The 23,283-nt window shown below is 59.7% G+C and carries 16 protein-coding genes; 11 read left to right on the top strand and 5 right to left on the bottom strand.

Features of this window, described 5'->3' with window-relative positions:
- Positions 1 to 14: 14 nt before the first annotated feature.
- The 4 genes from CHU70_RS05635 to CHU70_RS05620 form a co-directional block, all read right to left on the bottom strand.
- Complete coding sequence (locus CHU70_RS05635; RefSeq protein ID WP_070856792.1) at positions 15 to 755, bottom strand: succinate dehydrogenase cytochrome b subunit; 741 nt, start codon at positions 753 to 755, stop codon at positions 15 to 17.
- 416 nt (positions 756 to 1,171) lie between these two features.
- Positions 1,172 to 3,787 (bottom strand): glycoside hydrolase family 65 protein, encoded by a 2,616-nt coding sequence (locus tag CHU70_RS05630; protein ID WP_070604907.1) that lies wholly within the window; start codon positions 3,785 to 3,787, stop codon positions 1,172 to 1,174.
- A gap of 15 nt (positions 3,788 to 3,802) precedes the next feature.
- Complete coding sequence (locus CHU70_RS05625) at positions 3,803 to 4,576, bottom strand: HAD family phosphatase (protein ID WP_179078196.1); 774 nt, start codon at positions 4,574 to 4,576, stop codon at positions 3,803 to 3,805.
- A gap of 359 nt (positions 4,577 to 4,935) precedes the next feature.
- Positions 4,936 to 7,146, bottom strand: coding sequence for a malate synthase G (locus CHU70_RS05620; RefSeq protein ID WP_147719198.1), 2,211 nt, complete (start codon positions 7,144 to 7,146; stop codon positions 4,936 to 4,938).
- Positions 7,147 to 8,161: 1,015 nt separating this feature from the next.
- Here CHU70_RS05620 and aceA point away from each other — a divergent pair.
- From aceA to ramB, 5 genes are all read left to right on the top strand, one after another.
- Entirely contained in the window at positions 8,162 to 9,454 is a 1,293-nt protein-coding gene (gene aceA, locus CHU70_RS05615; protein ID WP_070606815.1) for an isocitrate lyase, read from the top strand.
- A gap of 448 nt (positions 9,455 to 9,902) precedes the next feature.
- Positions 9,903 to 10,682 (top strand): hypothetical protein, encoded by a 780-nt coding sequence (locus tag CHU70_RS05610; RefSeq protein ID WP_088611894.1) that lies wholly within the window; start codon positions 9,903 to 9,905, stop codon positions 10,680 to 10,682.
- 67 nt (positions 10,683 to 10,749) lie between these two features.
- Positions 10,750 to 11,601 (top strand): hypothetical protein, encoded by an 852-nt coding sequence (locus CHU70_RS05605; RefSeq protein WP_147719199.1) that lies wholly within the window; start codon positions 10,750 to 10,752, stop codon positions 11,599 to 11,601.
- 108 nt (positions 11,602 to 11,709) lie between these two features.
- The gene (locus tag CHU70_RS05600) at positions 11,710 to 12,915 is read left to right on the top strand and encodes an Ig-like domain-containing protein (RefSeq protein WP_070858403.1); all 1,206 of its coding nucleotides are present in this window, start codon (positions 11,710 to 11,712) and stop codon (positions 12,913 to 12,915) included.
- Between the two features lie 93 nt (positions 12,916 to 13,008).
- Positions 13,009 to 14,433 carry an acetate metabolism transcriptional regulator RamB gene (ramB, locus tag CHU70_RS05595; RefSeq protein WP_038629316.1) on the top strand — a complete coding sequence of 475 codons (1,425 nt, stop codon included), beginning with the start codon at positions 13,009 to 13,011 and terminating at the stop codon, positions 14,431 to 14,433.
- A 236-nt stretch (positions 14,434 to 14,669) separates the two neighbouring features.
- Here the strand turns inward: ramB and lpdA are convergent, their stop codons facing one another.
- On the bottom strand, positions 14,670 to 16,085 hold the full coding sequence (gene lpdA / locus CHU70_RS05590; protein WP_070546388.1) for a dihydrolipoyl dehydrogenase: 1,416 nt from the start codon (positions 16,083 to 16,085) through the stop codon (positions 14,670 to 14,672).
- Positions 16,086 to 16,167: 82 nt separating this feature from the next.
- Between lpdA and CHU70_RS05585 the strand changes: the two genes are divergently transcribed.
- From CHU70_RS05585 to CHU70_RS05560, 6 genes are all read left to right on the top strand, one after another.
- Entirely contained in the window at positions 16,168 to 18,342 is a 2,175-nt protein-coding gene (locus CHU70_RS05585; RefSeq protein WP_083325603.1) for a prolyl oligopeptidase family protein, read from the top strand.
- A gap of 10 nt (positions 18,343 to 18,352) precedes the next feature.
- Complete coding sequence (locus tag CHU70_RS05580; RefSeq protein WP_070866583.1) at positions 18,353 to 19,813, top strand: M1 family metallopeptidase; 1,461 nt, start codon at positions 18,353 to 18,355, stop codon at positions 19,811 to 19,813.
- An 18-nt stretch (positions 19,814 to 19,831) separates the two neighbouring features.
- On the top strand, positions 19,832 to 21,217 hold the full coding sequence (locus CHU70_RS05575) for a hypothetical protein (protein ID WP_147719200.1): 1,386 nt from the start codon (positions 19,832 to 19,834) through the stop codon (positions 21,215 to 21,217).
- A gap of 79 nt (positions 21,218 to 21,296) precedes the next feature.
- Positions 21,297 to 22,118, top strand: a complete 822-nt coding sequence (locus CHU70_RS05570) for a glycosyltransferase (protein ID WP_147719201.1) — start codon at positions 21,297 to 21,299, stop codon at positions 22,116 to 22,118.
- A gap of 23 nt (positions 22,119 to 22,141) precedes the next feature.
- Entirely contained in the window at positions 22,142 to 22,834 is a 693-nt protein-coding gene (locus CHU70_RS05565; protein WP_038629309.1) for a glycosyltransferase family 2 protein, read from the top strand.
- Positions 22,831 to 23,253 carry a DUF2304 domain-containing protein gene (locus tag CHU70_RS05560; protein ID WP_049172389.1) on the top strand — a complete coding sequence of 141 codons (423 nt, stop codon included), beginning with the start codon at positions 22,831 to 22,833 and terminating at the stop codon, positions 23,251 to 23,253. Before CHU70_RS05565 ends, CHU70_RS05560 begins: the two co-directional genes overlap by 4 nt.
- Positions 23,254 to 23,283 lie beyond the last annotated feature (30 nt).

Raw genomic sequence — 23,283 nt, 5'->3', positions numbered from 1 at the left:
ATTTCCTCCTCGACCTACGAGACCAGACCGGTCAGGACGGCGACTGGGATGAAGATGTTGCCGACAACAACCAGCAGCGGCAGCAGGCCGGACAGGAACAGCAGAACCTTGCGCCAGCGCTTACCGGTGATACCGAGGTCGGAAGTAGCAGTCCACAGACCGTGGGACAGGTGCAGCAGCAGAGCGAGCTGCGCAATGATGTACCAAACAACAACACCCGGACGCGAGAAGGACGCAACCACGTTCTGGTACGCCTCACCGTGCTCGAAAGAAGACGGAGCAACGCCAGCACCGATGGTCAGGTCCAGCAGGTGGAAGATGATGAAAGCCAGCAGTACGATGCCGGTGATCACCATCGAACGTGCAGTAAAGGTGTTCCAGCTGGACACCATTCCCTGACGGCGAAACTTACCGCGGGACTGCTTAGCACGTGCAGCCAGGGTGAGGCCACCGAAAATGTGCAGGACAATAGCTACCAGCAGGACAATGCGGAAGATCCACAGAATGCCCTCGTTCGGAACTGCCGGAGCACCGACAGTGCGCAGGAAGGTCGCGTATGCGTTGAAGTCTTCCGCGCCAGAGAAAATTTTCAGGTTACCCAGCATGTGGACAATAACGAAGAGGCCAAACAGCACGCCAGTGACGGCCATGGTCAGCTTCAGAGCCCATGAGGGGTATTTAGGCTGCTCGCGCAGCGGTTCTACATTAATTTTGCCGTGCGCGATTGCGTCACGGTTTGAACTTTTAACAGTCATGGCACCTCCAGTGTCATATTCACTCTAAAGTCACACAGCGCCTGGTAAACATTTTTCCCCCTTTTGGGTGGGGATTTTCACAGGTTACCTAGGTCTTTTCTCCGCCTTTTCTCAGGTTATCGCATTTTAGCCACTTCTGACGTCGTCGCTGCATAAACCCTCTCCCCCACCATAAAAACGCCCCTACCCCGACTTTTGCCGATTTTTCCCCCGCCCAAACTAGCTAATAACGCAACATAAATAGCACGAAAATAAAAAACCGCCCACTTTTCTCAGGTGGACGGATTTAATACTCAATAATTATGTTGCGAAATTCTTTATTTTTACCCCTGCCGAATTCCCCAAAGGCCCAAACAGCCACCCCCAACAGGCAATCCCCCCCCCTATTGGCACCGTGTACGGCCGAAGCCGTCCGACTAATCCTCGCTCTGATCCGAGTTCGCCATCACCACGGTCAACGGCTCCGGACCAATGATCACCTCATGTCCTGCGACCATAATCGGCCCAACCTGGTGGTCTCCCTCCTCCAGGACGACTTCCACCGTGCGGCCGCGCACCGTCACTCGGATACGACAACCACGAATAGTGACTCGGTACGTCAGACCACTCCAGTCCTCCGGCAGACGCGGGTCAATACTGTAGCGGCCGTCATGATCGCGGAAACCACCGAAACCATAGACCAGGGACTGCCACACACCACCGGCAGATGCGACGTGGACACCATCGGCAGCGTTGCCATGCAAGTTCGCCAGGTCCACATAGAGTCCGCGTAGGAAGAAGTCCATTGCCTGCTCCTGCAAGCCCAACTCGGCCGCAACAATGGACTGCACAACGGCGGACAGCGAGGAATCACCGGTGGTGAGCGGATCGTAATACATGTAGTCTGCGCGCTTTTGTTCCGTCGTAAAGCGATTGCCCATGAGGAACAGTGCGAGGACGACGTCCGCCTGCTTAATGACCTGGTGACGGTAAATCGTCAGCGGGTGGTAATGCAGCAGCAGCGGGCGCAGCGGGCCAACTTCGGGATCGTCGAGATTCCAGCGCTTACGCAGCAGGAACTGGTCATCCTGAGGGTGAATGCCGAGCTTCTCATCGAACGGGATGTACATCGCCTCAGCGGCCTGCTCCCACTCTTCAACCTCGCGCTCAGTGAGGTCGAAGCGGTTGGTCAGTTCGCGATAGGCAGCAGGGCGATCACGCTTCATCTGCTTGACGACGTCCGCAGCAACCCGCAGGTTATACTGCGCCATCACGTTGGTGTACAGGTTGTTGTTCACCACCGTGTTGTACTCATCTGGACCGGTGACGCTGTGAATTTGGAACTCTCGCTGCTCGGCATCAAAGAATCCCAACGACATCCAAAACCTGGCCGTGCCGAGCAACAGATCCGTGCCCTCCTTGAGCAGGAACTCCTCATCGCCGGAGGCATAGACGTACTTCATCATCGCGTACACGATGTCCGCATCGATGTGGTACTGCGCCGTGCCGGCCTCAAAGTAGGCCGAGGACTCCTGACCATTGATAGTGCGCCACGGGAAGAGGGCACCGTCGTGCGCCAGTTCGTCGGCACGCGCCCACGCGGCTTCGAGCATGTCCCAGCGGAAGCGCATGGCATTGCGCGAAAACTGCGGCGACGTATAGGTAAGGAATGGGGTCACGTAGATTTCCGTGTCCCAGAAGTAGTGGCCGCCGTAGCCGGTGCCGGTCATTCCCTTGGCCGGGACACCTTGGAATTCGGCGCGCGCGGCGGCCTGGATAATCTGCCAAATGTTCCAGCGCACTGCCTGCTGAATCTCCGGCTGATTGTAAATGACCACGTCAGAGCGCTCCCAGAAGCGCTCGAGCCACTCTTCCTGGTTCTCCATCAGCCCCAGCATGCCGATGCGACCGACGCGGTTCAGGGTGCGTTCACAGCGGAATGCCAGCTCTTCGGCACGCACCTTGCGGGAGGAGTGGTACGCGACCAGCTTCTCCAGGCGTATGACAGTGCCGACTGGCGCATCCAGGTTGAACAGGGAGCTGGCCACATCCGGCTCGGTCGACTGCGAAATCTCTACGAACGGCTCCGTGCCGTCGGGAGTGCGGACAGTAAAGGTGTGGTCCATGGAGGTAGCCACGGTCATACCGGAGTTCGCGCAGCGGTAGCCCAGCGTCGAGCGCTGCCCGTGCGCCGATTCCGACTGAAATGCCGGAATGAGAACGCGGTCTTCCAGCGCCTCGGCGCGACGGGGATCCAGTTCGGTGCCCTGTGCCTTAGCGGCATCGTGGTATTCGTCCTCGCCGTCCTGGCGGTTGAGGATCTGCGAGTTAATCATCACCGCAGCATCCGCATCCAGCAGCTCGACTTCCAGACTCATCGCGGCGACATGCTTTTCCTGGAAAGACACCATGCGCTCAGAGGTGACGCGAACGCGCTTGCCACCCGGGGTGCGCCAAATGAACCGACGACGCAGCACACCCTCGCGGAAATCCAGGCTACGTTCGTAGTCGCTGACCTCAGCATTGCCGAGACGCAGGGGCTCATCGTCAATGTAGAGACGCATTGCCTTGGCGTCCGGAGCATTGGCAATCGTCTGCCCCTGACGGGCTAGGCCGTAGGCGTCCTCGGCGTGCCTAATCGGCCAGGTCTCATGCAGACCGTTGATATAAGTGCCGTGCTCACTGGAGTCACGGCCCTCCGGCGGGTTGCCACGCATGCCGATGTACCCGTTCGACAGCGCAAACAGCGTCTCGCCCAAACCGAGCGGGAGGCCGTTCGGCTTCGTCTCAATCAGACGCCACTCATCGACCGGAGTGATGTCTCGGTCCATGAGTCCCTCGGCATTTACAAGGTGGTGGTGCTTATCCGCACGATCCGCCGGGAAGTTACGACGCTGCTTACGACGAACTGGGGACACCGTCTCCTCCTGTTTTTCAGCCTCTGCGGTCTCCGCGTCGTGACCCTGCCCCTGCGGAATCACACGCTCGGTCTCGTCGACTGCTGCCGTGGTCGAATCGTTGGCCATGATGCCTTCCGGTTTTGTCTCAGCCATTTGTCACGAGCCAGCCTAGACGAGTGCCGCCAAGTCACTGACCACAACGTCGGCGCCCGCTCGGCGCAGCGCTTCCGCACCAGCACCGCGGTCAACACCAATGACCAGACCAAATGCGCCGGCTGCACCCGCTTGCACACCACTGATGGCATCCTCGACCACCACAGCATCGCGCGGCGCCACCCCCAGATTCTTCGCCGCGTACACGAAAGTATCGGCGGCTGGCTTACCCGGCAGGTTGTTCTCATGCGCCACCACGCCGTCAACAATCTCCACGAACCGCTCACGCAGCCCAGCGGCCGTCAGCACCGGCACCGCGTTCTTCGACGAGCTAACCACCGCCAACTGCGGTTTTTCGCTTGCCGACGAGTCCCCCGCGCCCTGTAACTCGTCGAGCAGCGCAACCGACCCCGGGTAGGCCTCAATTCCCCTCTCGACTCGCGCCAAGAAGTCATCATTTTTGCGCTTCCCGAGTCCGACAATCGTCTCGTCTTTCGCTGTGTCCTCATCGCTACCGTGCGGCAGCGAAATGCCGCGAGATTCCAGGATTGCTGCGATGCCCTCATCGCGGCGGCGGCCATCGAGGTAGGTGAAGTAGTCCTCCTCTGTGTAGGCCGAGACACCCTTGTGCTCGAAGTAGTCACTAAACATGTCCGCCCACGCCTGCTCGTGCACATCGGCGGTAGGGGTAATCACTCCGTCGAGGTCAAAGAGGATTGCGCCCGCGCTATGGAGGAATTCTTTGGCCTTAGCGAGGTTGGTAGCACTGTCGGTCGTGGAATTAGTCATGGGGGGGTCGCAGCTCCTTGGACGTTGCAGACTGCATATTCTCAATTAACTTCCCAATCAACGCTAGCAACGTTGCCCCTAGCCCGCTTGTGAACCCGGGTATCTCAAATTCTGAGCGCGCAGGTGCCACACACTGGCAACGGTTGGGGCTCTCAGTGCACACACCGCGGGTGCTTCCAACTCGGGTAGTTCCAACGCACGCCCTCTAAGCACGCGCAGCCACCACAGCAAAACAAACTGCCGGGTATATACGGAATTGGCTTTAGAAATCAGCCAACAACACATACACACCGGCAGTTTGGTGGTTATTTAGTTAGTTCGGCTCGGCAGTCGCCTGCTAACCCTAGCCCGACCAAGAATTAATCCTGGTCGATGCCCTCGCGCTTCTTGAACTCCAGGCGACGGCGGTGCAGGATCGGCTCGGTGTAACCGGACGGCTGGTTCACACCATCGAGGATGAGCTCCTTGGCAGCCTGGAAACCAATGGACTTGTCGAAGTCCGGAGCCATCGGCAGGTATGCCTCATCGCCCTCGTTCTGGCGGTCAACGACCTCGGCCATGCGCTCCAGCGAATCGATGATCTGCTCCTCGGTGACAACACCGTGCAGCAGCCAGTTAGCCAGAGTCTGGGAGGAAATACGCAGGGTAGCGCGGTCCTCCATCAGGTCAACATCGTTGATGTCCGGCACCTTGGAGCAGCCAACACCCTGCTCAACCCAGCGGATAACGTAGCCCAGGATGGACTGGCAGTTGTTATCCAGCTCGTTGGCCTTGTCCTCATCGGACCAGTCAGCGCCCGGCTCGCCAGCCTTAGCTGCCGCTACCGGGATGGTGAGCAGATCACCGAAGGTGTCGCGGCGACCGTCGGTAAGCAGCTTGTCCTGAACGCCGAAGACGTCAACCTCGTGGTAGTGGGTAGCGTGCAGGACACCACCGGTCGGGGACGGAACCCACGCGGTGGAAGCACCCTGCTTCGGCTGACCGATCTTCTGCTCCAGCAGCTCGGCCATCTGCTCGGTCATGGCCCACATGCCCTTACCAATCTGAGCCTTGCCCTGCAGGCCGTGTGCCAGACCGGAGTCGACGTTGTTGTCCTCGTAAGCCAGCATCCATGGAGCGGTCTTCTGGACAGCCTTGCGGAACATCGGACCAGCCTGGATGGAGGTGTGGATCTCATCACCAGTGCGGTCCATGAAGCCGGTGTTAATGAAGACGACACGCTCGGAAACAGCCTTGATGGCGGCGTCCAGGTTGACGGAGGTACGACGCTCCTCGTCCATCAGGCCGACCTTCAGGGTGTTGTGCGGAAGACCCAGCAGCTTCTCAACGTCTGCGAACAGCTCGTTGGTGAATGCAGCCTCATCCGGGCCGTGCTGCTTCGGCTTCACGATGTAGATCGAACCGGTACGGGAGTTCTTACGTGCGTTGTCCTGGTCCAGGCCCGGGATTGCACACACAGCGGTGACGACGGCATCCATGATGCCCTCGAAAATCTCCTCGCCGTCGCGGTCGAGGATGGCCGGGTTCTGCATCAGGTGGCCGACGTTACGGACCAGGTTCAGGGAACGACCGTGCAGGGTGACCTCGGAACCGTCAAGAGCGGTGTAGGTGCGGTCGTCGTTGATGGTACGGGACAGCTTCTTGCCGCCACGGGTGAACTCGACTGCGAGGTCACCGACGTTCAGGCCCAGCCAGTTGGTGTAACCCAGGGTCTTGTCTGCAGCGTCAACTGCGGCGACAGAGTCCTCGAGGTCCATGATGTTGGTGACAGCGGCTTCCAGGATGATGTCCTTGACGCCAGCCTTGTCGGTCTTGCCAACCGGGGACTCCGGGTCAATCAGCAGCTGGATGTGCAGACCGTTGTGCTTGAAGTAAATGGACTCCGGCGCGTCCTTATCACCGGTGTAGCCGACCAGGGCCTCCGGCTCGCGCAGACCGGAGGTAGCGCCACCTTCCAGGGTTGCCTGCAGGTGACCGTCGACGATGTCGTAAGAGGTGACGTCCGCGTGGGAACCGTCAACCAGCGGCAGAGCCTTGTCCAGGAAGTTACGACCCCATGCGATAACGCGGTCACCGCGGACCTTGTTGTAGCCCGGGGTGTCCTTCTCCGCACCGCCATCTTCAGGAATAGCGTTGGTGCCGTACAGCGCGTCGTAAAGCGAGCCCCAGCGTGCGTTCGCAGCGTTGATGGCGAAACGGGCGTTGAGAACCGGCACAACCAGCTGCGGGCCAGCGGTGGAAGTGATCTCGGTGTCGACGTTAGCGGTAGTGACCTGGAAGTCACCCGGGTTGTCAACGAGGTAGCCAATTTCCTTCAGGAATGCGACGTACTCATCCTGATTCTGCTCGCCCGGGTGTTCCTTGTACCAAGCGTCGAGCTTTTCCTGCAGCTCATCGCGCTTGGCCAGCAGCTCGCGGTTGCGCGGAGTGTACTTAGCGACAATGTCACCGAAGCCGTTCCAGAACGCGTCCTTGTCCTCAATGCCGGCGGCGGGGAGTGCGGTGTCATTAACGAAGTCGTAAAGAACCTTCGCGACCTGCATTCCACCTGCCGAAATACGCTGTGCCATTGCTCTCCTCAAAACTATTGATTGCAATTTGCCCATCCAGCCATGGCCACGTCAGCGGCTCACACTGGATGCGTTGTTCCCCTACTGTATGTGATTCGGCGCACTTATGAACCGTCTTTTTCCATAACCGCCAACCGCCAGCCCGGTATAGCGCCGCTCACATTTGCCATTTCATTCGCTTTACGACGAGCACCCTGCGAACAGACCCCACCCCTCCCCAATGACCATTCGGGCATTCAATCCTGACGCCACAACCAGTCCTCCCCCACCCGCATTGACTGCAGCATCCCCGGCACTCTTTCCTCCAGCCACAGAACACCACACACAATGGGAAAGTGTCGCGCCTCACAGACATTTACTATTGCGACCTGCGTATCAACGGCCAGCGACCAATCACGTCGCTACAGTCTCCGCCTTCAAACCAGACCATAAAAGCGAGATGACAACCGAGACCCTGGCCACTACCCAGGGATGCTCCGGCGGGGTACTGACGGTGTAACGGCAGTGTATTTAGAAGCCCGTTTCTACCTTTGCGGCCGTAATTTCGGGGGTAGCGAAACACCCCCTAAACCCCAAACACTGTTAACGGCCAGCTTTGATAATTACCAAAATATAAATCACCCCAAAGCGGGGGGAACATTATTAGCGAGCCAGCCATAGGGAAATAACAGTACAAATGTACCGGCCGGTCACAGGCGAAAATTGTTAAAGCCAAGCTACACATCACAATGTTTGCAATCTTCACAAGTGTTATCCGTATTACATACTTGAATTCACATCGGAAGCTGCTTGACGAACGTAGCGCTATGCCCCAAAATGTGAGACATGGCACGCGGAAGCGGACATTGTTTTTGTTCGCGTGTTTGCGTGCAGGGGTACAGCATTTTGCTAGCGCCCCTGCATTCACGTGACACCGCGGTCACTATCGGGTCAGCCTGTAGATCGGTTCTGTCGGAATTGTTCTTAAGTCAGCACCCGGAGTTCAAAAAGCAAGCAAAAGGAAGTGACTCCGTTTATGTCTAACGTTGGTAAGGCACGTACCGTCGCCGAAATCCAGAAGGATTGGGACGAGAACCCGCGCTGGGAAGGTATCACCCGCGACTACACCGCTGAGCAGGTTGCTGAGCTCCAGGGCTCCGTCGTCGAGGAGAACACCCTCGCTCGCCGCGGCGCTGAGATCCTGTGGGAAGGCGTCAACGTTAAGGACGACTCCTACATCAACGCTCTGGGCGCACTGACCGGTAACATGGCCGTTCAGCAGGCTCGCGCTGGCCTGAAGGCTGTCTACCTCTCCGGTTGGCAGGTTGCTGGTGACGCTAACCTCTCCGGCCACACCTACCCGGACCAGTCCCTGTACCCGGCTAACTCCGTGCCGAACGTCGTTCGTCGCATCAACAACGCTCTGCTCCGCGCAGACGAGATCGCTCGCATCGAGGGCGACGACTCCGTCGACAACTGGCTGCTGCCGATCGTCGCTGACGGTGAGGCTGGCTTCGGTGGCGCTCTGAACGTCTACGAGCTGCAGAAGGCTATGATCAACGCTGGTGCCGCTGGTACCCACTGGGAGGACCAGCTTGCTTCTGAGAAGAAGTGTGGCCACCTGGGCGGCAAGGTCCTGATCCCGACCCAGCAGCACATCCGCACCCTGACCTCTGCTCGCCTGGCTGCTGACGTCTCCAACACCCCGACCGTCATCATCGCCCGCACCGACGCTGAGGCCGCTACCCTCATCACCTCCGATGTTGATGAGCGCGACCAGAAGTTCATCACCGGTGACCGCACCTCCGAGGGCTTCTACCACGTCCAGAACGGCCTGGAGCCGTGCATCGAGCGTGCAAAGTCCTACGCTCCGTACGCTGACATGATCTGGATGGAGACCGGTACTCCGGACCTCGAGCTGGCTAAGAAGTTCGCTGAGGGCGTCAAGGCTGAGTACCCGGACCAGCTCCTGGCTTACAACTGCTCCCCGTCCTTCAACTGGTCCGCTCACCTCGAGAAGGACGAGATCGCCAAGTTCCAGAACGAGCTGGGCAAGATGGGCTTCAAGTTCCAGTTCATCACCCTGGCTGGCTTCCACGCCCTGAACTACGGCATGTTCGACCTGGCTTACGGCTACGCTCGCGAGCAGATGTCCGCATTCGTCGACCTGCAGAACCGCGAGTTCGAGGCTGCCGAGAAGCGCGGCTTCACCGCTGTCAAGCACCAGCGCGAGGTTGGCGCTGGCTACTTCGACCGCATCGCCACCACCGTCGACCCGAACTCCTCCACCACCGCCCTGAAGGGCTCCACCGAGGAGGGTCAGTTCTAAGTCACTCGGCTTAGGGCTTAGGTCAAGGGCCTAACTTCAACACCCAGCGAGGGTTGCACTTGCAGCCCTCGCTGGGTGTTTTTGTGTGTTCATCGACATGTCGACTCCGGGCCGTCGTGAAGCGTGCAACCTTTCAACGAGCTTGACTATTGCCAGCTACACCGCAATGCATCTGATTTCATAAATGCCTTCCCACCTGGATTAATGTGGTTACCCCCGTGGCATTTTTACAACATGTGTCACAGTAGTCACACTGGTAACATCCGTATCACCCTTTGTGGTCATGGGTACAGCTTCCTGTGCGTATCCCATGCCCCCGTGGATAGTTTTCGGAGCTTTTCAATCCTTCCTCGCCAACCCTTCGGGATTTCAGTTGCGCGTGGTTGCCACGGGGAATATTCACTTCTCCACGAAAGATACGTTTATGAAATCCGGACTCTTCTCACGCATGTCCAGTACGCTTTCCCCCAAGAACTCAGTCAGGCCCGCCACTGTCATTGCAGTAGCTACTGCCGTAGTTTTCGGATCCGCCTCCGTAGCCTCGGCGCAGGATATGAACAGTCTTCTGCCCGGCGCATCGTCTGACGGCAACGTTGTCGTCACCGACAGCCCACAAATCCAGGTCATTGTCGGGGAAAACAAGGGTGAAGACACCGTCACCGTCGAAATTAGGAACAACTACGACAGCAACTTCTCCTGTTTCGCTCCGGGTGTTTCTACCGATGCGAAGAAGCCAGCTCAACTGCCTAACACGGTGACTGAAGCCGAAATCGTCGCGCAGGCTGTGGATTACTACCGCACCTGGCCAAATGTCCCTTCCGATGGCATCAACGTACCTCTCCTGGGTGTCATCCCCACCAACGGACTGTTGGAATTTGTTCCGGACGGGCTGCTGGGCTCCGCCCTGGGCAAGCAGCTGAACACTCGCGCGCAGCTTTTCCGCGCCTGGGAGCAGGCAAAGTTGGCCGGCCATACTGGAGAGATTCCCGTCTTCGAGCTCAAGCCTTTCGACACTTCCACTCACGAAGTCGTTCTGAATAAGCCAGGTTCTGGCGAGCGAACAGATTTCGAGGCCGCCGCTCTCGTCTACTGCACGGACAACGATGATCCGCATAAGCAGCAGTACGTCTTCGCAGGCTACGAATCCGGCAAGGCTCCCAGGGTCGGCGGCTTCGGCGGTTCACTCGGCTCTCCTGGCCTCCCTTCTCCCTCACTAAAGATGTCGTAGTAAACCACCGCTTTACGACGACCCCTCCCCGGCCCCTTATCCCTTCGCCTCTAAGGACCTGGATTCCATGGCTTTCTCTCTGTCTCGTGTAGCTAAGGCCGCCACTCCTGCAGTGGCTCTAGCCGCCACCGTTACTCTGCTTTCCACCACTCCCGCTCTTGCAGATACCCACAGCAATGTCGTGCCCGGCGCGGATCAATCCTCGATTGTCGTGCACACTGACACGAAGCTGCTGACCGTTACCGTGGATGCAGCTGATGCTGCCGCAACTGAAATTTCCGGAAAGGTCACCAACGCCTCAGATAAGAAATTCACCTGTGCTGGCCCACGTGGCTCCGGCAAGGTCGCAGGCGACGTCACCACGTCAAAACTGGTGGCGGAGTCTGAGGATTATTACCGCAAGAACACCTTCCGCGAACTGCCCAAGGTGCCAATCCAGATCGGTGGCATCCCCATCATTGGCAACATTCCGCTGGGACAGCTGGACCTGGGAATACTCGGACCGCTCCTACAGGGATTCGGTGGACTGCTTGGCGACCCGAATGCCCAGCGCAACCAGATTGCAAAGGACTACTCCACTGAGCGTGTGAAGGGTCACGCAGGTCTGATTGACGCGTTTACCATTGAGCCTGGTGCAACTCACGACTTCTCCGTCTATCTGAACAACCCGAGCTCAGGTCCGCGCACGGATTTCGATGCTGCCGCCTTCATCATGTGCACCGATGAGAGTAATGCCGCATACGCTTTCACCGGCTACGAGGAGGGAACTCGCACACCAGGCAGCGCATTCTTCGGCTCCCCAGGCCTGCCATCGCCGCAGAGCCCGGGCTTCCAGAGCCCAGGCTCACAGGCCCCTGATAACCCCGAAACAGTACCGGCAGCAGAAACTGCCGGTACCGAGGCCGAGGCCTCAGAGTAATTCCGCTGCCCGGGTCTCCTCAGATCTCCCGGTCCCTTCTCCAGGTAACTGTCCTTGAGTGACCGCTCAGCGGACAGACGTACGACCCTTTCGATAGAAAGCAATGCCATGACCTCTCGCAAGACCCTGCGCATCACCACGGCAGTAGCCTGTGCCTCCGCATTTGCCCTCTTGTCTGCTCCGGCTGCTATGGCAGACAGCGCAACTGCGACCCATACCGACAGCCAGTCCATTTACAGCCGCACTGTCAGCAACACGACACCGGCTCCAGGTGAAATCATCACCTACGCTCAAACCTTCACCACAACCTCTGGAAATGACTACATCTACGACTGGAAGAACAACGTAGACTCCTGCCTCGAGTACCAGTCGGGTTCTGCAACACTCCAGATCGGCAACGCTTCCGCAATCACACTCCCCGAGGACAAAGTGACTGCTACGCCAGGTGCCACCGCCATCAAGTCCAATGATGCCTCCGGCTACTGGACCTTTAACAAGGACGCCCCGCACACGTTTACTCTGCAGTACAAGGTGAGTGACGCATGCGCACAGGGCAAGGAACTCACTTCTGGGTTTTACTACAAGTACGGAAGCTTTCTGAGCTCAAAGACCTACGGCAGTGACAAGTTCAATGGCGGCCCAGGAATTACCGTTGTCGACGCTAACCGCGTCCGCACGTCCGTAGAGCTGGTTGACACTCCGGACACAGCAGTGGTGGATCGCCCGCTCACCTTGAAAGCAAAGGTTACTGCCAGTGCAAACGACGGCGTGGACGCTCCTTCCCTGGCAGGTAAGAAGGTGAGCTTCGTCAGTGGCAGCCGCACCCTCTGCACTGCCGATATCGCTGCCATCACCGGCACAGCCACGTGCGATTGGACCCCAACCAACACCGGAAACTTCGAAGTCAAGGCAGTCCTCGAGGACTCCGCTGAGATCCTCGGCAGCAGCTCGGCCGCCAAGTCCATCACCGTTACCGTCGCCCCGCCCGAGGCTCCCTCGGAGCTAAAGGCCGAACCCGCCAACGCTTTTGCCAAGGCACAAACAGTCATCAGCGGAAAGGCTGAGCCGGGCACCACTATCGAAGCACTGGGCCCTGGCGGCGCCCGCTGCGTAGCTAAGACCGACGACGAGGGTGCGTTCTCATGCAACCTCGGATTCCTACCGGCTGTCCCGGGCACTGTCTCCGTCACCGCAGCCCGTGGTGACGCAAAGTCGGAACCACGCCAGATTTTGGTCAACACGCAACCTAGCTTCTTTGATTCCTTGAGCTCGCCTGGCCTGCCGAAGTTCGAGTTTCCGACCTCCGGCAACTAAGCGTGCCTGAGAACCTCAGCACCTACACACGCAAGCAAAGGTTGCAACGGTTCTCTACACAAGTTCAGCAAAGCCCGCGATATGCTGGGCAGTATGTCGAAAACCTATGTCGGATCCCGCCTCCGCCAGCTACGCCGCGAGCGCGACCTCAGCCAGGCTGCGCTCGCGCAGGCGTTGGGCCTCTCGGCTAGTTACGTCAACCAGATTGAGCACGACGTCCGCCCGCTGACTGTGCCCGTGCTGCTCCGCATCACGGACACATTCGGCGTTGACGCGACTTTCTTCTCCCGCGATGACGATTCTCGCCTCCTCGCTGAGGTTCAGGACGTGGTGATGGACAAGGAGATCGCTAAGTCCCCCATGGATCTGCAGGAGATCTCGGAAATGGTTCGCGACCATCCCGACATCGCCCGCATCATGGTGGATATCCACCGCCGCTACCGCAACGTCACGGACAAACTCTCTCTGGCCACCGAGGAGCGCAACTTCGGCAACAGCACCGACACCGCCTCCGGTTCACAGGCGCTGACCATGCCTCATGAGGAGGTCCGCGACTACTTCTACGCCCGCCAGAACTACATCGCTTCGGTCGACACCGCCGCTGAGGAGCTGGCCCGCGAGCTGCGCATCACCGACGAGACCACCGATGTGGTCTCTGTGCTGGCCGACAGGCTGTCCAACGACCATGGGATTCGGATTGCGCTGGAATCGTCGTTAGGCGATGTGCAGCACAGCCTTGATCGGCGGACGAAGACGCTCTACCTCGCGCGGCACCTCTCGCCGGGACAGCGGGCCTTCCGCATGGCCACGGAGCTGGGGTTTTTGGAGCAGGGCGAGACCATTTCCGAGGCCGTCGCGTCCGGGCATTTCATGTCGGAGGAGTCGCGGAAGCTGGCGCAGCGCGGAGTCGCGACGTATTACGCGGCGGCGCTGATTCTGCCGTATGAGTCGTTCCATGCGATGGCTGAGTCGAAGCGCTACGACATCGAGCTGTTGTCGCGCACTTACGGTGTCGGCTACGAGACCATCTGCCACCGATTGTCCACGATGCAACGCCCCAGCTTGCGCGGCATCCCGTGGACATTCGTGCGCGTCGACCGCGCGGGCAACATGTCCAAACGTCAATCCGCCACGGGCTTCCACTTCACGCATTCGGGCGGTACCTGCCCGCTGTGGAACGTCTACGAGACTTTCTCCTACCCCGGCAAAGTCATGCGGCAGGTCGCGCTCATGCCGGATGGTCGGCCGTACATGTGGATCTCGCGGACCGTGGAGCATCACGCGGCACGTTTCGGCAAGCCAGGTAAGGTTTTTGCCATCGGTTTGGGCTGCGAGGCCCGTCACGCTGAGCGCACCGTGTACGCCGATGGTCTCGATCTCGCGGACCTCGACGCCGCCACTCCAATCGGTGCCGGCTGCAGGGTCTGCTCCCGCGAGGCCTGTCCGCAGCGCGCGTTCCCGCCGATCCATCGCGATATCGACATCAACATGCACCGCTCCACCGTCTCGCCGTACTAGTTCGCTTTACGACGGGCGCAGGGCCGGCCTGTTTGCGGGGGGCTTGGTTCGCGCAGTATGCCCCCAAAAAAGAAGACCCCAAAAAAGAAAGTGCTTAAGTTTATGACACTTTCGCACCGATTTTCACGGTCAAACTGTCATAAACTTAAGCACTAACTCGTATCTGCCTGAGCCGGGACCAGCCCGGTGAGAGCCAGAACCAGCGAAAACTGGCCCCAGGCCAAAGCCACAACCTCTTACAGGTTGATCATCTTGCCCATAACGCCCTCAGCTGCTTCCTTCATAGCCTCGGACATGGTCGGGTGAATGTGGACGGCGCGGCCGATTTCCTCAGTGGTCAGCTCGTACTTCTCAGCCAGGACCAGCTGCGGCATGAGCTCGGAAACGTTGGCGCCCACCATGTGGCCACCCAGCAGCTCGCCGTATTCAGCATCTGCAATGAGCTTCACGAAACCAGCCGGCTCCGCCAGACCCTGGGCCTTACCGTTTGCAGAGAACGGGAAGGTGGAGACCTTAATCTCGCGGCCGTTCTCCTCTGCCCACTTCTTGGCCTGCGCCTCGGTCTTACCGAAGGAACCAACCTGCGGGTTACAGAAGGTTGCGCGCGGCATCATGTTGTAGTCCGGGATGGTCTCGGTCTCGTGACCCACCATGTGCTCAGCTGCGATAACGCCCTGTGCCTCAGCGACGTGTGCCAGCTGCAGCTTCATGGTGACGTCGCCGATGGCGTAGATGTTGTCGACGTTGGTGCGCATGTACTCGTCGATGACAATCTCGCCGCGCTCGCCCAGCTCAACACCGGCCTTGTCCAGGCCGATGCCCTCGGTGCGCGGTGCGAAGCCGATGGAGACCATAACGCGGTCGACGGTCAGAGTCTGCTCGTCGCCACCATCCTTGGCCTCGACCTTGACCTCAACCGAGTCACCATTGTCCACGATGGAGGTGGTCTTGTGCCCGGTCATGAGCTTGACGCCCAGCTTCTTGTATTCCTTGGCAATAACCTTGGAGACGTCTGCGTCCTCGTTCGGCAGAACGTTGTCCATGAACTCGACGATGGTGACATCCACGCCGTAGTTAGCCAAGACGTATGCGAACTCCATACCGATGGCGCCAGCACCGACGATAACCATGGAGTCCGGCAGCTCGTCGGAGAGAATCTGCTCTTCGTAGGAAACGATGTTGCCGCCGACCTCAACGCCCGGCAGGGAACGGACGACAGAGCCGGTTGCAATAATCGCCTTGTCGAAGGTAATTTCCTTGCCCTTGTCATCGCCATCAGTGATGGCCATGGAGGTCGGGCCGGTGAATTCACCGAAACCGTTGATTTCGGTGATCTTGTTCTTCTTCATCAGGAAATGAACGCCCTTGACGATGCCCGCGGACACCTTGCGCGAACGCGCGTGTGCGGCACCGAAGTCAAAGGAGACATCGCCGGAGATACCGAAGGTCTTAGCCTCATGGTTGAAAATGTGCGCCACCTCGGCGTTCTTCAACAGAGACTTGGATGGAATACAGCCAACGTTGAGGCAGACACCGCCCCAGTATTGCTTCTCCACCACAGCGGTCTTCAGACCCAGCTGGGATGCACGGATTGCTGCGACGTATCCGCCAGGACCGCCGCCGAGTACTACAAGATCAAAATGTTCAGCCACGTGCACAAGTCTACGCACGACTTGTCTTTACTTCACGCGCGAGTCCCGGTTTTACCTACTGCGGTCGGCTACGGTGGTGGGCATGGGCACCGACACGGACACCGACTTGGGCAACGATTTCTCCTTCCTCTCCACTGATCTTGTCCCCGATTGGCTGGACGATATCGACGGCTCCCAGGCGCTGGCGTGGGCTCGCGCGCAGTCGAAGGCCACCGTCGCAGGTGTCGATTCGCTTGCCGACGACACCAGCGACCGCACCAACCTGGAACAACGCATCCTGGCTGCGCTCAACACCGATGCCCGGATCGCATACCCGGTGCGGCGCGGCGAGTACCTCTATAACTTCTGGCGGGATGCCGAGCATCCGCGGGGCCTGTGGCGGCGCACCTCGTTGCAGAGCTATCTGGCTGGCCAGGAAGATCCGCAGGCGACCGAGTGGGAAACTCTCATCGACCTCGATGCGCTGGCGAAAGCCGAGGGAGAAAACTGGGTCTGGAAGGGCACGGTGTGCCGTTATCCGGAGTATGACCGCGCGTTGATTCTGCTCTCTCGCGGCGGCGCCGATGCCACTGTGGTGCGGGAGTTTGACCTCGTCAACTGCACTTTTGTGGAGGATGAGCCGTTCTACCTCCCGGAGGCGAAGTCCGATGTCTGTTGGTTGGGTCGTGACGAAATTCTCGTTGGCAGTGACTTTGGTCCGGGGTCACTGACGGATTCGGGCTACCCGCGGCAGGTGCGTCGGTGGCGGCGCGGCATGCCGTCGTCAAGCGCGGATGTGATTTTCTCAGGCCACAGTGATGATGTGGCCGTGGGCGGCTGGTTCGACGCGACGGAGGGTTTTGAGCGGCTGTTTGTCGAGCGTGCGCATGATTTTTATAATTCGCAGCGGTTCGTGGCAGCGGAGCGTCCGGGCAAGTTGGCGGCGCAGCAGAATGGGGACTTTTCCCTGCAGATCCTGGAGGTACCGCAGGACTGTCGCACGAGTGTCCATAGGCAGTGGCTGGTGCTGATGCCGCGCACGGAGTTCAATGGCATTCCGGCTGGTGGCGTGGCCGTTGTGGAGCTCGAAAAGTGGCTGGCGGGCTCGCGTGAGGTGGAGGTGATTTTCACCCCTGATGCGCACACCTCGTTCCAGCAGCTGGCGTGGACGAAGAACTTCCTGGTGTTGACGCTGTTGGAGGATGTGGCGACGAAGTTGGTCGTGTTGCGGGAGGGCTCGTGGGAGCCGGTGGAGGCTTTCGGCGAGTTACCTGCGCAAGCTACTGTGAGCGTGATTGATACAGCCTCTGAACGCGACGATGAGATCTGGTTGGTTTCGACCTCGGCAACGCAGCCGGCAACCCTCTGGTACGGGCAGGTCGGCAGCCCGCTCACGGAAGTGCGGCGTGCTCCGGCGCTCTTCGACAGTGAGGGGATGGAGACGCGGCAGCACTGGGCGACTTCGGCCGATGGCACACGGATTCCGTATCGCATCACCGGCCGCTTCAGCGCGGGCGCTGGTGCAAGTGCTGACACAGGCGCTAGTGCAGAGACAACCACAGCCACGCCCACTCCGAACCCAGCCCCTACCCTCGTGCACGCCTACGGCGGTTTCGAGGTCTCACTGGTCCCGCAGTACTCGGCGATTCGTGGCCTGACCTGGCTCGAGCGGGGCGGATACTTCGTGGAGGCCAACCTGCGTGGCGGTGGCGAATTCGGCCCGACCTGGCACTCCTCGGTGGTCAAGACTGAGCGGATGAGGGTCTATGAGGATCATCAGGCCGTGCTGCGCGACCTGGTTGAACGCGGCTACTGCACGCGCGAGCAGCTGGGCGTGCGCGGTGGTTCCAACGGCGGGCTGCTGACCGCTGTCTGCCTAACCTCCTACCCGGAGTTGGTGGGCGCAGTGGTGTCCCAGGTGCCACTGGCGGACATGATGCGCTATCACAAGCTGTCCGCGGGAGCCTCCTGGATGGCCGAATATGGAAACCCGGACGACCCCACCGAGCGGGCTGCGATTGCGCAGTATTCGCCGGTCCAGCGCGTCGTCAAGCGAGAGCAGCGCGCCTACCCACCAGCGTTGATTACGACGTCTACCAGGGATGACCGTGTCCACCCGGCACATGCGAGGAGCCTGGCGTGGCTGCTGGAGGAAGCGGGACAGCCGGTGGACTATCACGAAAACACAGAGGGCGGGCACGCGGGCGCGGCGGATAATTCGCAGGTCGCGTTCGTCGAGGCGCTCATATCTACGTGGCTGTGGAACAAGCTCAAGTAAGGTAACAGCCGTGAGTAGCGCTGATTTCACTAATCCTTATACCGGTATTGCGTTCAACCTGGGTTTCCGGGTGAACAAATACGAGCTGGACCTCGATTATCGGGTCGGGCCGAATCGTCTGAAGGCGACGGCGACTCTGCATATCGAGATCAATGCTTGGACCTCACACATCACGCTCGACTTTGCGGATGCGCTGGGGGCCGATTCGGTGGATGCGATTTCCGATTCGCAGGCACACTCAATCGATGTAAAGCGCTGGCGCCATTCGGGACGCAAGCTGCGCGTCACCTTTGACCGCGAGTTGGCTCCCGACGAGACGCTGCGGCTGATTGTCACTTACTCGGGCACGCCACGTCCGGTGCGCTCGAAGTGGGGCGAAATTGGCTGGGAGGAACTGGAAAACGGCGCGCTCGTGGCATCGCAGCCGGTGGGCGCGGCGTCGTGGTACCCCTGCGATGACGATCCCGAGGTCAAGGCATTTTACGAGTTCACAATGGTCACCGACGCTCCCTACGAGGTCGTCGCACCAGGGCTTGCCGACGCTCCGGTGAACGTGGGCGGATCGCGCCGCCGCTGGCGGTTTGTCACCGAGGAGCCCATGGCCTCCTACCTGGCCACCATCAATGTCGGCCAGTTTAAGAAGGTCGAGCTGCCGTGCCAGACCTCGACTGTGGTGGCGTGGGTGCCTTCTGAGCTGGTGGCCAATGCTCGCCATGACTTCCGCGATCAGGGGCGCATGCTCGATGAGTTCGCCAAGCTCTTTGGCCCTTACCCCTTCCGCGCTTACCAGGTGGTCATTTGTGAGGATGACCTGGAGATCCCCATTGAGGCACAGGGGCTGTCCATCTTCGGTGCCAACCACGCCGACGGCAAGGACACGTGGAATCGACTGATCGCCCACGAGTTGTCGCACCAGTGGTTCGGCAACAGTGTCGGCATTTCGCAGTGGCGCGATATCTGGCTCAACGAAGGGTTTGCCTGCTACTCCGAGTGGGTGTGGTCCGAGGTCAGCGGTGGTGCCAGCGCGGATGTGCACGCCCGCAAGCATTACCTGGATTTGCTTGAGGAAGAGCAGGACATCGTCATCGCCAACCCGGGACCAAAGCTGATGTTCGACGACCGCCTGTACAAGCGCGGCGCGCTGACTGTGCACGCTCTGCGTCTGCTGCTGGGCGACGAAGTGTTCTTTGACCTGGTGCGCAAGTGGACCACCACTAACCGCCACAGTGTGGTCGATGCAGTGGACTTCCGCGCACTGGCCAACCGCGTGTGCCGTGAGCGTGGCATCACCACCTCGCACCTGGATGTCATCTTTGACTCCTGGCTGTCACGCAGCTCCTTGCCAAACTTCCCCGCTGACCCGACGCGCTCCCCTGCTGACCAGGGCATCGGCGATAATGGTGCTCCAATCGTGGACGAGAAGCTGGCTGCTCAGTTTGCAAAGCTCGGCTACTCGAAGGCCAAGGACTAGAGAGCTAGAGGCACGTCAATGTCCGGTTTCAAATGGTTGTCGCTGGCCACGATTGTCGCGGCGATAGGCAGCTTCGCGGTGCTGATTATTTCGGCCCGCGCACTTCCCAATGCTATAAACCTGCAGTTCGTGGCGTTTTGGGGACTGTTCTTCGCGCTCACGGGTGTTCTCGGCGGGTTGATGCAGGAGACCACGCGCGCGATTGGTGCTGCGGAAGCGCGGAACCGGAAGCGGGAGCGGCCCCGTGAACAGACCCCAGAGCAGAAGCCGGAGCAGGAACAGGAGCAGACAGCTACCGAAACGGGTCAAACTCTCGGCGCTCGTCCCATCACGGTTTCGCTGGGCGTCGCCGCAGTTACTTTCATCACCATGGCAGTGACGGGTCCGCTGTGGGCCCCACTGGTCGTGCAGGATGACGCCGGCACTGCAATTCTGCTCATGGCCTCTGGCCTTGCTCTGTACTCGATGCAGGCCACCACCTCGGGTCTGCTCAGCGGCCGCCAGCTGTGGGGCCCCTACGCCGCCCTAATCATGATCGACATTCTCGTGCGCGTAGCACTGGCACTCGTCGCCTGGTACTTCGGCTGGGGTCTGCTGGCCTGGCTGATTATTACGGTGTTCGGGACAGTCAGTTGGCTTATTCTCGCGCTGTTTTCCTCGGCAACCCGCTCGGTCATGTTCGCGCGTGCCGACGTCCCGGTGCGCCGCTTCATCACTCTCATGGTCACGGCCATGGGCGCATCTGGCGCATCTGCTGTGCTGGTCACAGGTTTTCCGACAATCGTCAAGATTGCCGGCGAAGCGGTCACCACTGGCGCCGGGATAGCCGAGTCACTTACCCCGCCGCATGCCAACAACTTCACCGCAGCAGTGACCATTGCGGGAATCGCCTACGCCGTAACGCTGACCCGCGCTCCGCTGCTCATGCCCTTGGAGAAGTTCCAAAACGCCATCATTGTGAGCTTTGTCCGGCATCGCTCCGAGGGCGTGCTGGCAGCGCTGGCCAAGCCGTTGGGGGCGCTGGCTGCTTTCGGCACCTTCGGGGCGGGCCTGGCATGGCTCATCGGCCCGTGGATCATGACTCTCATCCTGGACGATAGCTATCACGTGTCCGGGCCGGTGCTCGCGGCGCTGACGCTCGGTGCGACGCTGACCGCCATGTTGATGATTACCGGCTCGGTCACCTTGGCAGTGGAAAAGCACCATATGTATCTGATCGGTTGGTTGGCTGCGACCACGATCGCCGTTGCCATTCTTTTCCTCCCTGGGCACCTGTCGGTACGCACGGTCGCGGCTATCGCCGTAGGCTCTGCAGTAGGTGTTGCCATTCACCTGCTTGCGCTGCGCGCACTTTCCCCACGTGCTGCCAGGTCAGCCGTATCGGAGGCTTTTGCGGTGGAATAACACCACCCGCATCCGATGCCCCCCCCCAAAAAAAAGCACCGTCCTTATCCCCCTGTAACTCCCAAGGCTCGAGACTCACATGTCCACCATCACTAACCTCACGGTTCTCATGACCGTCTACCACCGCGTCGTCCCCGACCAGCTCGATGCTGCGCTGCAGTCGCTGTGGAACCAGACGCGTCCGGCCGCGCACGTCATTGTGGTCATCGATGGCCCGATTGGGCAGGAACTCGACCGGGTCGTCGTCAAGCATGAGCAGGCGCATTCGGAGATGACCGTGCTGCGTTGTGCGGAAAATGGCGGCTCGGGAGTGGCTTCGCAGGCGGGTCTTCAGCTGGTGGAGACCCCATGGGTGGCGCGGCTGGATGCGGACGATATTGCGCGTGCGGACCGATTTGAAAAGCAGTGGGACACGCTGACCGCTGACCCGGAGTTGGATGTATTGGGCAGTGCAATGGCGGAGTTCGAGGGCACGCCGAACAATGTGGTGCGCGTGCGGACTCTGCCGCAGACGCACGCCGAAATTGCGCGTTATATCAAGATCAATTCGCCTGTAAATAACCCCTCCTCGATGCTGCGCACGGCGAAGGTGCGTGAGGTCGGCGGGTATCGCGACATCCGTCTGATGGAGGACTACGACCTCTGGGTGCGCCTCATGGCCGCCGGCGCGAAGTTTAAGAATCTGCCCGAGCCGCTGGTGTACTTCCGCGCCGACGGCATGTTCGAGCGACGAACCTCGCGCGGCATCATCCGCGGTGAACGCCAGCTCCAGCGCACGCTGGTAGCTGAGGGACTGATTTCCCGGCCGCGGGCGGTATTTAACTTGGCGGTGCGGACACTTTTCCGACTTTTGCCAACTCAGCTCATGTCACGCGCATATCGACGATTGTTTGTGCGGTAGGCTTCGGAGCGATGACTGACAACATGGATTTCTCGGACACCTGGCTGATTGTGCCGTGCTACAACGAGGGCCAGGTTATTCGTGAGGTTCTCGAGCACGCTCGCGAGACCTTCCCCAACATTGTCGCGGTCAACGACGGCTCTTCGGATAATTCCAGCCTGGAGATCCACAGGGCCGGCGCTCACCTGGTCAACCACCCTGTCAATTTGGGTCAAGGTGCCGCTATCCAGACCGGCGTGGAATACGCTCGCGCGCAGGCTGGATCGAAGTACTTTGTCACCTTCGACGCCGATGGCCAGCACCAGGTCAAGGACGTCGTCGCTATGGTGCAGCGACTGCGCACCGAACCAATCGACATCATTGTGGGGACCCGTTTCGGCCGCCCTCGCGCCGAGGATGACCAGGTGCCGCTGATTAAGCGAATTGTCCTCAAGACGGTGGTCATGTTGTCACCACGCACGCGCCGGCTCGGGCTTACCGACGCCCACAACGGCCTACGCGCCTTCAACCGCACGGTGGCAGAGCAACTGAACCTGCGCATGAACGGCATGAGCCATGCCTCCGAATTTGTCGAGGTCATGGACAGCAGAGGTTGGCGTACCGCTGAGCAGCCGGTGGATATCCTCTACACGGAATACTCCATGTCCAAAGGGCAATCCTTGTTCAACGGTGTCAATATCCTTGCCGACTCCCTGATTTCGAAGAGGCTGCCATGACCGCATCCATCGTTCAAATTATTTTGCTGCTGGCGATGGTGGGCCTGGTGGCTTACTTCGTCGCTAACCGTCGTAAAGCGCGCGCCAAGGCGGGCGTGAAACTGGGATTCGTCGTTTTCGTCATCGCGTGCCTGTGGGCAATCGTGCGTCCCGACGATCTGACCGTGGTGGCCAACTGGATTGGTGTGACCCGGGGCACCGATTTGCTGCTCTACGTACTGGTGTTGGCGTTCGTGTTTACCACGGTGTCGTCCTACATTCGCTTCCGCGAACAGGAGCTACGCTACGCGCGACTGGCTCGTGCAGTGGCCTTGAAGACCGCTGTGCGTCCGGAAGAAGAAATTGTGATTTCGGGCAGCCAGAACAGCAGCCAAAAAGACAGCGCGACGAACGCCGAGAACAACGCTCCGTCCGACTAATCGGCACGCTAAGCGCATGTGAATCTGAGG

Source organism: Corynebacterium sp. LK10 (assembly GCF_008042455.1).
Taxonomy (GTDB): Bacteria; Actinomycetota; Actinomycetes; order Mycobacteriales; family Mycobacteriaceae; genus Corynebacterium; species Corynebacterium jeikeium_D.
This window is presented reverse-complemented; position numbering and strand designations above follow the sequence as displayed.

Excerpts from the sequence above, each read along its gene's own strand:
- CHU70_RS05635 (WP_070856792.1), bottom strand. The coding sequence starts at position 755 with ATGACTGTTAAAAGTTCAAACCGTGACGCAATCGCGCACGGCAAAATT.
- CHU70_RS05630 (WP_070604907.1), bottom strand. The coding sequence starts at position 3,787 with ATGGCTGAGACAAAACCGGAAGGCATCATGGCCAACGATTCGACCACG.
- CHU70_RS05625 (WP_179078196.1), bottom strand. The coding sequence starts at position 4,576 with ATGACTAATTCCACGACCGACAGTGCTACCAACCTCGCTAAGGCCAAA.
- CHU70_RS05620 (WP_147719198.1), bottom strand. The coding sequence starts at position 7,146 with ATGGCACAGCGTATTTCGGCAGGTGGAATGCAGGTCGCGAAGGTTCTT.
- aceA (WP_070606815.1), top strand. The coding sequence starts at position 8,162 with ATGTCTAACGTTGGTAAGGCACGTACCGTCGCCGAAATCCAGAAGGAT.
- CHU70_RS05610 (WP_088611894.1), top strand. The coding sequence starts at position 9,903 with ATGTCCAGTACGCTTTCCCCCAAGAACTCAGTCAGGCCCGCCACTGTC.
- CHU70_RS05605 (WP_147719199.1), top strand. The coding sequence starts at position 10,750 with ATGGCTTTCTCTCTGTCTCGTGTAGCTAAGGCCGCCACTCCTGCAGTG.
- CHU70_RS05600 (WP_070858403.1), top strand. The coding sequence starts at position 11,710 with ATGACCTCTCGCAAGACCCTGCGCATCACCACGGCAGTAGCCTGTGCC.
- ramB (WP_038629316.1), top strand. The coding sequence starts at position 13,009 with ATGTCGAAAACCTATGTCGGATCCCGCCTCCGCCAGCTACGCCGCGAG.
- CHU70_RS05585 (WP_083325603.1), top strand. The coding sequence starts at position 16,168 with ATGGGCACCGACACGGACACCGACTTGGGCAACGATTTCTCCTTCCTC.
- CHU70_RS05575 (WP_147719200.1), top strand. The coding sequence starts at position 19,832 with ATGTCCGGTTTCAAATGGTTGTCGCTGGCCACGATTGTCGCGGCGATA.
- CHU70_RS05570 (WP_147719201.1), top strand. The coding sequence starts at position 21,297 with ATGTCCACCATCACTAACCTCACGGTTCTCATGACCGTCTACCACCGC.
- CHU70_RS05565 (WP_038629309.1), top strand. The coding sequence starts at position 22,142 with ATGGATTTCTCGGACACCTGGCTGATTGTGCCGTGCTACAACGAGGGC.
- CHU70_RS05560 (WP_049172389.1), top strand. The coding sequence starts at position 22,831 with ATGACCGCATCCATCGTTCAAATTATTTTGCTGCTGGCGATGGTGGGC.